Genomic DNA, 9,921 nt, shown 5'->3' with positions numbered 1-9,921 from the left:
TGGGAGAGTAAGTCACCGCCGACACCAAACAACAAACAACAACAAAATAAAGCTCGTACCGAGAGGGGCAAGGACACCGATTCCAAAGGTGTGCTTGCCCCTCTTCTTCGTGATCCCATAGTTTTCTATAATGTAGCCTATGAGGACTCTTGCACAGGCGGTGACCGATCTCGTTCGGACCAATGACCCTGATCTGTACAAGGGTGAACGCGGAGTGTATTACAGCGACCGCATATTTGAAGCTGCTGAGCTATTAGAACAAGCAGTGGAGGATCCTGCACAACTTCTCGGGATTGTGCCGCCGAGTCCGTCCGATATTGTGCTTGTTTCTCTAGACGCTGTAGAAGAGATTCTCAAGACTATCCCCAGGGTGAATGATTATGCCCATGCCGTAAGGTATGCCGGCGAAGTCTTGGCGCGGGTAGTTCCTTCCGCGGCACAGCAAGCTAGTTATTCTGGTTGTGCTTTGGCTGGCTGGTTTATACGAATGAATGAGATTCTCCCAGCGGAAGAAATCGACCTCGACCCAGTCTATTTGGCACCTGCCTTTGGTGAAGAGGGGGTGGCTCGCATCCGTTCGTGGAATACGGCGGAGCAAGGTAGTGGATACGTGGGGCGTCGGCTAGCGGTACTAGAAGGAACTAGTGAGGCCGTCCTTCGTACCCATGGTCTCAAGGGAAGTGCGACGTCGCGCTATGAGGAGATCATTGCCGGCCTTTGTGACATCGGCCGCTATGATCTTGCTTTCGATTGGTCCGAGAAGGCGGTTAACGAGTGCGCCGTAGAGGAAACTCGAAATATAGCCTCGGGTTGGGCCGTACTTGCTAAGGAGCATTTTCCCGAACACTCGGAGCGCGTGGCTCGCAGTGTATTCGACACATATCCAGAACTGTCGTTCGCTCAACAACTCTATGCTGCGGGCACCGACAAGGCGAAATCTGCGGCGCATATACAAGACACGTTGGCGGCGAAGCCGTGGGACTTAGCGATGTTCCAGCACTTGTGCCTTGAAGACCCTGGACTTGCCTGGAGAACCGTCATAAAGGCGGGAATGGAGCAGTCAATGGCGCAACGATTCCTCGATGACCTCCCGGCTCAGGCTCTTCCCTTCGTTCGCGACGATGTCGCAACTTACCTAGATTCGACTAAGGTTGGTCGCGACATGGGCATCGAGCTGCTGCAGACCATGAGAGAAAAGTCGGCGGAACTTGGGGATCCCTGGGATGTGGACTTCAACGTGTTTTTGACAGGCCTGCGCCGTCGCTACGCCGAACGGCATGTCATTTTAAGGCGACTGGACGAGGTTTCCCTTATCGCTTGATTTGGTTACTGAGAAAACGCAAAATTCGTGACTATGAGTGTGCAGGAAGTCAGCATTACAACGTGACTACAGCAAACCGCGGGCAATGCTCATGGGGTGGTGTACAAATCGCTTTACTTGTTGTAAACATGTTTACATGAGCGAGTCAGTAATTAGTTTGCGCGTTAACGCGAAGCAGAAAGAGCGCCTAGATGCGCTTGCTTCGCGGACTGGGCGGACTGGAGCCTTCTATCTTCGCAAGGCCCTAGATTCCTACCTAGATGAACTTGAGTATGTGTATGCGCTCGAAGCCGAATCCGAAGCAGCCCGACGCGGAGAATTGGACACGATCTCTTTGCAGGATTTAGAGGACGAGTGTGGCTTGGTCGATTGAGTTCACCCCGCGTGCGGCGAAGGCGTTCCGGAAGCTCGACAAACCGGTACAGAAACAAATCAGTAAGTTCCTTCGTGAGGTAGCAGAGTTAGACGATCCTCGTGTGCGCGGTAAGGGGCTCGTCGCGGACAAGTCTGGATTGTGGCGGTGGAGAGTAGAGGCTTATCGAGTGATTGTTTCCATCCTCGATGAAACGGTGGTCGTCAACGTCATCGATGTAGGACATCGACGCAATATTTACCTTTAACCATTTGGCAAAGGTAAAAGAAAAAGCACCAGAAACAATCTGGTGCTTGAGAGTCCTGACTAGAGGACGAGCAGGTCATAGCGGGTGGATTTGACATCGGAAAGCCGCTTTCGGGCGCGCTCTAGGCGCTGCCATTGTTCCTGGGGGATGGATTTGCGGGCGATGGTGACGGTTTCAGCATCGGGGGTTCCCCAAGCAATGGGCATGGGGGAGATTTGCTGCCAATGCTCCTTATCGGAAGTAGAACGCTGGCCGGACACAGCGGCGACAGGCACCTTGGTGCCCACGGTGCGTTGGACGCCGGGAATGGAGGTTACCGTGCGCAGGCACGCGCCCCAGCGTGGGGGAAGGGACGGATCCACATTGGTATTCACCAAGGCAAGAAGGATCATGTCCCGCTCGTTGACCTGTGCGATGACGGCGGGAGCGAGCGGATAAGAATCATAGAGGGATTGGGCCGTTCCTACCTTGCTTGCGGCGGCGACGCCGACGATGGCAACGACGATGCCAAAGAGGATGAGCCCTAAGCCCAAGGTGATTCCCCAGGAAAAGCTCCACCAGACGGCGGCGCCGGCGATGATCAGGATGAGGCCGAAGATAAGCCCGGATACGCGAAGCCGGTTGGAATCACGCAATAACTCGTTATTGGCCTTGGCAAAGGACTCGTCAACGTCGAACTTAAAGATCTTCATTGGCCTAAGTCTACTGCGTCCATGAGCCGGTAGGCATATCCTTGCTCGGCGAGGAAGCGTTGGCGGTGCATAGCGTAGTCCGCATCTAGGCTGTCGCGGGTGACTAGCGTATAAAAGAGCGCCTCGGTTTCCTTCGGGCGCAGCAGGCGGCCGAGGCGTTGTGCTTCCTCTTGGCGGGAACCAAAGGTGCCGGAGACCTGGATGGCCAGTGCTGCTTCCGGCAGATCGATGGAGAAATTGGCCACTTTGGATACGACGAGGATGGATAGCTCGCCCTCGCGGAATTGCTGGAAGAGCTTTTCGCGCTTGGCGGTAGAAGTGGTGCCATCGATGACGGGGGCATCGAGGTGCGCGCCTAATTCGCGCAGTTGGTCCACGTATCCGCCGATGATGAGCGCTTGCTGGTCGTGGGAAGCAAGGATCTTATCGACGGCGCGGAGCTTAGCCGAGGCTTGTGCGGCGATGCGGTAGCGGTCGCGCGGCTGCGCGGTGGCATAGAGCATGCGTTCTTCCGGATCCATATCCACGCGGACCTCGATGCACTCCGCGGTGGCGATGTAGCCGGCCATTTCCAGCTCTTTCCACGGCGCATCGTAGCGCTTCGGGCCGATGAGGGAGAAGACATCGCCCTCCCTGCCATCCTCGCGCACGAGGGTGGCGGTAAGCCCTAGCCGGCGCCGCGATTGCAGGTCCGAGGTCATGCGGAATACGGGTGCGGGCAGCAGGTGTACTTCGTCGTAGATAATAAGGCCCCAGTCGCGGGAATCGAAGAGCTCGAGGGCGCGGTATTCACCCTTGGTTTTCCGCGTGACCACTTGATAGGTGGCGATGGTAATCGGCTTGATTTCCTTCTTCTCGCCGGAGTATTCGCCGATATCGTTTGGAGAAAGCGTGGTGCGGCGCAGGAGTTCGTCGCGCCACTGGCGGCCGGCGACGGTATTGGTAACCAAGATGAGGGTGGTGGATTGCGCCTTTGCCATGGCGGCGGCACCGACGATGGTTTTGCCGGCACCGCAGGGCAGCACGACGACGCCAGACCCGCCGGACCAGAAGGCGTCGGTGGCGTATTCCTGGTAATCACGCAGGTGCCAGCCATCCTCGTTCAGCGCGATGGGGTGGGATTCACCGTCGATGTAGCCGGCGAGGTCTTCGGCGGGCCAGCCGGCTTTGAGGAGTTCCTGCTTGAGGCGGCCGCGCTCGGAGGGCGCGACGGCGATGGTGTTGTCATCGATGCGCGCACCAAGCAGTTTTCCTACTTTGCCCCGGGAGAGCTCGGTAAGGATGGCGGGCTCTTCCGACTCGAGGATGAGCCCGTGGGCGGGGTGGGCGTGGAGGCGGACTCGGCCGTAGCGTGACATGGTCTCGGCGACATCGACAAGCAGCGATTGCGGGACCGGGAACCGGGAGTAGGTTTCTAGGACATCGACGACCTGCTCGGCGTCGTGTCCGGCGGCGCGGGCATTCCATAGCGCCAGGGAAGTAATGCGGTAGGTATGTACGTGTTCGGGGGCGCGTTCCAGCTCCGCGAACGGTGCGAGGGCGGTGCGTGCAGCGGCGGAATCTGGATGATCGACTTCCAGCAAGACGGTCTTGTCCGACTGCACAATCAGTGGTCCGTTCATGCGTCTAGGGTAACGGAGGTGATGCGGTGCAAGGGAAACCGGATGGTGGAGCCATCGGCGGCGCGGGCATCGATTTGGCCACCGGCGACGGTCAGTGGGGTGACGGTGCGGGTCTTGGTATTGCCATTTTTATCGGCGTAGCCAATGGTGATGGGGCGTGCGGTGCGCGCGGCGGCGTGGACCAGATCCAGGTTGGGCAGGCTCGGGGCCTCGCCGGTGGTGAGGTTGCGCAGCGCACGCGCGATATCCGGCGGCGCGGCCTGGGCGCGAGGGCTGGGTGTGGGAAGCGTTGCGGGCTCGGGCGCGATGGACAGGCTAGCGCCGTTTTCGTCCTCGGCAGCGGGGGAAAGGCCGTTTTCGCGCAGGCGCTCCAACAGCTCGCTGACGCGCAGCTGGGAAATCGCGACCGTGGGGGCCAGCAGGCGCAGCGGGGCGGCCTTCGCGGCGATCTGCAAGAGGGCTGGGTCCTCGCTGCGCAGGTAGGACAGGGCAGGCCCAGAGCGCAAGGTGCCGTGGCGCTTGGCGATGTCCTCGATGTGGAACTCCAATGTATGCGGGACATCGCCATGCGCGGCGAAGAAATCGCGGATTTCAGTGCCCGTCATCCCGCGGTCCAGGCCGCGGCGAAGAGAGGCATCGCTAATCCGGTAGACGCTGGCGAGTCCAGGTGATTCCAAGTCCGCGAGGGACTCCAGGGTGTGGTGGGCCGCGGGCTCGAGGGGGCCTGGCACGAGCACGGTCATATCCGCCTGGACCAGGAAATAATCGATGGTGTCGGGGGTGAGGGAATCGGCGGCATCGAAGCCATCGATAAGCACGCTGGTGGCTCGCCCGAGCGCGATGGCACCGATCCATTCGGCCTCGCGGTGCAGCTCCTCGATGGTCTCTGGGGAGGTGTGCGTTGCAAAAAGGGGAAAGGAAAAATGCAGATCCGCTTGAAATTCCGCTGCGGAAAGCGGTTCTGCGGAGTGGAGATACACATCGAGGATATGCCGGCGGAACTTGGGCAGGCGATCGGTGCTGGCAGCGAGCACCCGGCCCGATTCCCACGGGGTCCACGGAGAATGTTCCCAGGCCGCGAGGAGCACTCGCCACTGGGCGGCTAGTCCTGCATCGAGCCACTCTTGGGCGGAGTCGGTGGGCGCAAGGAAGTTTCCCTCGTACCCGGATGGTTCGCCGCGGTTGATAAGCCGCGCAGATAGACCAAGCGTAATCAGGCGGCGCAGTTCTAGTTCCGCGATGTCCAGCTGCTTGCTGAGCTGGGCAAGGGGGCGCACGCCGACGGTCTTATCCTTGAGCAGCTCGATCGGCCGGGCGCCGAGGGCAGAAATCAGCTGTTGCATGCCGCGCACCACGGACAGGCCCGCGGCGGTGCCGGCGTCATCGGCCTTGCGGTCAGCGGTGGGCTCGCCGCGCCGCGCGGAGGGCTCGGTGGGAATGTGCGGGACGGTGTGCCCCTTCATGGCGCGGTGCACCTCGCGCGGGAGGCGAACGGTCTGGGAGTCGACGCGCTGCAAAAGCTGCTTCGCAATCAGCCGCGGCACGGGGTGGGACGGATTGGTCTCGCGGGTGGTACCGATGCCATTGGAGCGCGCCAGGGTGGCAAGGACGTGGCGTTCGTCTTCAGCAAGGGCATCGATTGTCGCGGGCGATACCTCGAGCTGATTAAGCAGCGACCAGCCGGTGGGCAGCGCGGGCATGACCTCCGGCGGAATCTGCACCGCGCCGAAGGCGAGGCCGCGGTCCTTGAGTTCGCGGGTTATGGCGGGATTGTGGTCTTCTACCTCTGCAAGCTCGCCGCCGCGCTTGGCGATGTCCTCCAGCTCCGCCAACTGCTGCGCGTTACACTCCGCTAGCGCTTGGGCGATGGAGGTGCGCAAGAGGAGCCGCGTGGCCAGTGCCGCGATGGAGGGCGGCAGCGGGGTTAAAACGTCGGGGCGGTGGCGAAGGATGGTGGCCAGTTCCTCTTCTGAAAGGGAATTAAGCCAGGTGCGAAAATGCGGGAGGTGGGAGGACTGAGTCATGATAAATCACAATTTTAGCGCCCGATTGAGTTACGTTTTTGCCCGAGGTTTGAAATAATAAAGCTATGTCGAATGAAAAGAATGGCTTTGTTTCCCCGGCGTGGCCGGACAATGAACACCGCGAGCATGCAATTACGGAAATTTCTGCGCCTTTTGCTGGTGCTTCCAGCCCCTACGGCGATGACTTGGTGCTGCCGATGCCGGCAGAGAAGTTGAACTACGTTCATCCTTATACCCGCATCAACCGCTAAAAAATTCCCCTTGCCGTGAAAGGCAAGGGGAATTTTTATGCGCTTGTTAGCGGCTGAAGTTCTCAACCAGCTGTGCAACCGGGTCGATGACGTTGCGGTTTGCGGAGTAGAACGCATCAAAGTCGTGGCGGTTGGCGTGGTAGAAGTCGGTGAACTGCGCCGGCAGCTGCAGGCCATAAGCGTTAGCGGTGTCCTTGATGAGGTTGTAGACGGCGTCTACGGCGAGCTCATCGGACTTGTTTTCTACTGCCTGCTGCACTGGCTGCGGTGCCTCAGCGGGTGCGGAAGGAGCGGTGCGCTCGGTCGGCGCGGAGTTCAGGCCGAGGGAGGCCGAGCATGCGGGCCATGCGCCCCAGCCCTGGTTAGCCAGGGTGCGCTCAGCGATGACAATCTGCTGCTCGCGGGTTGCCTGGTTAGCAGTAGGGGCGAATTCACCGCCGCCGTATGCCTGCCAAGTCTGCGCGTTGAACTGCAGGCCGCCGTGGTAGCCATTGCCGGTGTTGATGTGCCAGTCGCCGCCGGACTCACACTGTGCGAGGCGATCCCAGTCGGAGTCAGGGGCGGCAGCGGCGTTCGGTGCCATGATGGCGGCGGCTGCACCCAAGGCAACGGTGCCTGCGGTGAACTTAGCGGCAAAGTGGTTAGTCTTAGCGGAGTGGCGTCCCATAAAAGTAGTCCTTTCCGTGGTGCCCGTTTTCGTGGAAATGATTTGCGCCTAGAAGAAAGGATGGGCGGGGAAACCTTCTTTGCGGCGACACTGGGGGCCAGCGTAGCGGTTTATAACGAAATAGTCACGTTCTGGGCACTAAATGGGAAAGAATTGAGACTATTGTGGTTCCGTCTGTAATATTTCCGCAGGTAATTGCGGTGTTGTGGACTATATCACACGACACGTGGAACTTCTGTTCTGTATAACTTCCAGCTAAACTTAAGACTTTACCCAAGAGAAGAGGTGGATACCTATGCCCATTGGCAAAGTGAAGTGGTATGACGCCGAGAAAGGTTTCGGTTTCGTTAGCAACCCGGGCGATGAAGACGTCTACGTCGGCCGGAATGTCCTGCCCAAGGGAGTAGAAGAAATCTTTCCGGGCCAGCGCATCGAATTCGATTTCGCGGCGGGGCGCCGCGGGCCGCAGGCGCTGCGGGTGCGCGTGCTGGATAAGCCGCGCCGCCGCACGCCGTCGCGCAAGCCGGAAGAGCTCGGCAGCATGGTCTCTGATGTCATGACCCTGCTGGAATCCCAGGTGCAGCCGGTGCTGAACTCGGGGCGCTACCCCGAGCGCAAGACCGGGCGCCAAGTAGCAGAAATCCTCCGCGCAATTGCGAAGGATTTAGATAGTTAATCATCCATGGTGGATAGGGACCACACGGTGGCGAGGGGGGTTTCTTCGCCATCGTCGTCGGTGCCAATCATGAGGGAAGAAACCTCCACCACCATGAGCCGGGGGCGCTCGCCAGTCGATGCCTCGATGGGATCTACCGACCCGGGGATATCTACCTCGGTCGTTTCATTCGCACCATGAGTGGTTTCGTCATTGGCGGCGGGGTCATCATAAATGGACAGTACCTTCCATTCATGATTAGAAATCTCCCCGGGGATTTCCAGATGCAAGGTGTCATCCTCGCCCACCGTTAGTTGGGGGACATCGCCTTCGGGGCAATCGGTTCCCGGCTCGCATACGAGGTAGGGCGTGACCTCCTTGGTGTTATCCCCCACGGAGGCGGTAATAGCAATCTCGCTCGGCTCTGGGCCCGGGCGCGAATTGCGCCAGCTCTGAAAGATCACCACGGAGGCGACGATGACCGCCACGACCACGATGAGCGCGAGGATTTGCAGCAGCGACTTTTTCCTTGCTTCCTTACGGGTTGCCATGGCCCATTACTTTACTCGAACGCGGTAGAGCTCATCCCACCGCTTGCCGGTAAGCCAGAATTCATCGGTGCCCTCGATATGTGCGATGCCGTTTAAGACGTCATCGGGATCGGTATATTTCGATTTATCGATGGCATCGGTAGAAATTATCGCGGTTACCTCGCCAGAGGAGAGATCGATGCGGTAGATATCTTCACTGCCCCACACATTGGCGTAGACATCACCGTCCACGCATTCCAGCTCATTGAGATCTTCCACGGGCGAGCCATCGAGGGTGACCTCGGTGGTCAAGAGCTCCGCAAAGGTCTCTGGATCCATGTGCCGCAGGGTAGAGGTGCCATCGGACATGATGAGCTCGTCCTGGTTGGCGCATAGTCCCCAGCCCTCGCCGGCATAGGTGGCGGTGTCGGTGCGCTGGAAGTCGCCGTCATAGCGCAGGGATTGCCCGCGCTTCCAGGTCAATTGCCAGATGGAATCACCGTATTGGGTAATGCCCTCCCCAAAAAGCGAGTCATCAAGGGCATGTTCTTGCAGGACCTCGCCGGTCTCAGGGGAGAAGCGGATGAGCTTGGATTCGCCCCATTGCCCGGTGCCGAGCAGGAGGTTGCCCTCTCCGTCTTCTTCTAGGCCTTGCGTAAAGGAGTTCTCTGGCAGCGGCGCGGTATCGAGGACTTCCACTGATAGGTGCTCGGGGGAGGAAGCTTCAGAATCATCAGAGGAACAGGCGGTCAAGGCGCAGCAGGGCACGGCAATGAGCGCGGCGCGGCGGAGAAACGACATGCACCATATGTACCACTGTTGGCTGGCCGTCATGAATAATGAGGGGCGTGAGTAAGCGAAAAGCAAATCCGTTGATCGATTCCCGCGCCGTGCGCATTGCGCGTGAGGCATTGGAAGAGGTGGGGGAAGGGGGCATCGGCAAGCATAGGGGCGTCGCCGGAATGGGCCGCAACGTTGTCACCCATCGCTTTGCGGCGGATATGCCGGGCTACCCAGGCTGGGAATGGCAGGCCGTGCTCGCGTGCGCGGATGGCTCGCGCTACGTCACCGTCAACGAGGTGGCGCTGGTGCCGGGCGGGGAGGCGCTGCAGGCCCCGGAGTGGGTGCCGTATGAGGATCGCGTGCTGCCGGGGGATTTGGGCCCGGGAGACCTCATGCCGCCGGCCATCGATGATGAGCGCCTGAATGGAGATGAGCTTTCCGCCAAGGGGCTGGCGGATGCCAAGCATCGCTGGCAAGAAGAATATGGCCCAACCTCGGAGATGGCGGCCAAGGCGCACCTGCAGTGCCGCACGTGCGCGTTTTATATGCGGCTCATGGATAACTTTGGGGTATGCGCCAACGAGTATTCCGCCGATGGCCGCGTTGTACATTCACGCTACGGTTGCGGTGCGCATTCGCAGACGCGGGTGAGCGAGGAGAAGGCGCCGGCCGCGGCCTTCGATGATGAAAAGCCCATTTACCAAGATTTTGATTTTGAGGATTAAGGCAGCACACTTAGGGCGTAAAAATACCGCT

General features: G+C 59.6%; 12 protein-coding genes. 6 read left to right on the top strand and 6 right to left on the bottom strand.

What is annotated here, in order from left to right; genetic code table 11:
- The first annotated feature begins 139 nt into the window (after window positions 1-139).
- The 3 genes from ABRP88_RS05390 (at window position 140) to ABRP88_RS05380 (ending at window position 1,941) form a co-directional block, all read left to right on the top strand.
- Window positions 140-1,321 carry a hypothetical protein gene (locus ABRP88_RS05390; protein WP_349836516.1) on the top strand — a complete coding sequence of 394 codons (1,182 nt, stop codon included), beginning with the start codon at window positions 140-142 and terminating at the stop codon, window positions 1,319-1,321.
- 136 nt (window positions 1,322-1,457) lie between these two features.
- Window positions 1,458-1,694 carry a type II toxin-antitoxin system RelB family antitoxin gene (gene relB / locus ABRP88_RS05385; protein ID WP_284630014.1) on the top strand — a complete coding sequence of 79 codons (237 nt, stop codon included), beginning with the start codon at window positions 1,458-1,460 and terminating at the stop codon, window positions 1,692-1,694.
- A complete protein-coding gene (locus tag ABRP88_RS05380) occupies window positions 1,678-1,941 on the top strand; it encodes a type II toxin-antitoxin system RelE family toxin (protein WP_349836514.1) in 264 nt (87 codons plus the stop codon). Before relB ends, ABRP88_RS05380 begins: the two co-directional genes overlap by 17 nt.
- 59 nt (window positions 1,942-2,000) lie before the next feature.
- Here ABRP88_RS05380 and ABRP88_RS05375 read toward each other — a convergent pair whose 3' ends face one another.
- Genes ABRP88_RS05375 through ABRP88_RS05365 form a run of 3 tightly spaced genes read right to left on the bottom strand, consistent with a single transcriptional unit; the run spans window position 2,001 to window position 6,279 of the window.
- On the bottom strand, window positions 2,001-2,633 hold the full coding sequence (locus tag ABRP88_RS05375) for a DUF3239 domain-containing protein (RefSeq protein ID WP_284899907.1): 633 nt from the start codon (window positions 2,631-2,633) through the stop codon (window positions 2,001-2,003).
- Window positions 2,630-4,255 (bottom strand): DNA repair helicase XPB, encoded by a 1,626-nt coding sequence (locus tag ABRP88_RS05370; RefSeq protein ID WP_349836512.1) that lies wholly within the window; start codon window positions 4,253-4,255, stop codon window positions 2,630-2,632. Before ABRP88_RS05370 ends, ABRP88_RS05375 begins: the two co-directional genes overlap by 4 nt.
- Window positions 4,252-6,279: a helicase-associated domain-containing protein gene (locus tag ABRP88_RS05365; protein WP_126318576.1), complete on the bottom strand. Its 2,028-nt coding sequence runs from the start codon at window positions 6,277-6,279 to the stop codon at window positions 4,252-4,254. Before ABRP88_RS05365 ends, ABRP88_RS05370 begins: the two co-directional genes overlap by 4 nt.
- Before the next feature lie 65 nt (window positions 6,280-6,344).
- Here ABRP88_RS05365 and ABRP88_RS05360 point away from each other — a divergent pair, with 65 nt between their 5' ends.
- Window positions 6,345-6,530 (top strand): hypothetical protein, encoded by a 186-nt coding sequence (locus tag ABRP88_RS05360; RefSeq protein ID WP_005279826.1) that lies wholly within the window; start codon window positions 6,345-6,347, stop codon window positions 6,528-6,530.
- Between the two features lie 46 nt (window positions 6,531-6,576).
- Here ABRP88_RS05360 and ABRP88_RS05355 read toward each other — a convergent pair whose 3' ends face one another.
- Window positions 6,577-7,197, bottom strand: coding sequence for a resuscitation-promoting factor Rpf1 domain-containing protein (locus ABRP88_RS05355; protein ID WP_005279827.1), 621 nt, complete (start codon window positions 7,195-7,197; stop codon window positions 6,577-6,579).
- Window positions 7,198-7,492: 295 nt separating this feature from the next.
- Here ABRP88_RS05355 and ABRP88_RS05350 point away from each other — a divergent pair, with 295 nt between their 5' ends.
- The gene (locus ABRP88_RS05350) at window positions 7,493-7,873 is read left to right on the top strand and encodes a cold-shock protein (protein WP_005279828.1); all 381 of its coding nucleotides are present in this window, start codon (window positions 7,493-7,495) and stop codon (window positions 7,871-7,873) included.
- Here the strand turns inward: ABRP88_RS05350 and ABRP88_RS05345 are convergent.
- Window positions 7,870-8,403 carry a DUF2771 domain-containing protein gene (locus ABRP88_RS05345; protein ID WP_284783506.1) on the bottom strand — a complete coding sequence of 178 codons (534 nt, stop codon included), beginning with the start codon at window positions 8,401-8,403 and terminating at the stop codon, window positions 7,870-7,872. The two genes, ABRP88_RS05350 and ABRP88_RS05345, sit on opposite strands and share 4 nt — an antisense overlap.
- 6 nt (window positions 8,404-8,409) lie before the next feature.
- The gene (locus tag ABRP88_RS05340) at window positions 8,410-9,216 is read right to left on the bottom strand and encodes a glutaminyl-peptide cyclotransferase (RefSeq protein WP_349836511.1); all 807 of its coding nucleotides are present in this window, start codon (window positions 9,214-9,216) and stop codon (window positions 8,410-8,412) included.
- 5 nt (window positions 9,217-9,221) lie between these two features.
- Between ABRP88_RS05340 and ABRP88_RS05335 the strand changes: the two genes are divergently transcribed.
- Entirely contained in the window at window positions 9,222-9,890 is a 669-nt protein-coding gene (locus ABRP88_RS05335) for a DUF3027 domain-containing protein (protein WP_349836510.1), read from the top strand.
- Window positions 9,891-9,921 lie beyond the last annotated feature (31 nt).

It is taken from the genome of Corynebacterium sp. KPL2734, assembly GCF_040225595.1.
In the GTDB taxonomy this organism is placed as follows: Bacteria; Actinomycetota; Actinomycetes; order Mycobacteriales; family Mycobacteriaceae; genus Corynebacterium; species Corynebacterium rhinophilum.
Note: the sequence above shows the minus strand (reverse complement) of the source record. Positions and strands in the feature narration are given on the sequence as shown.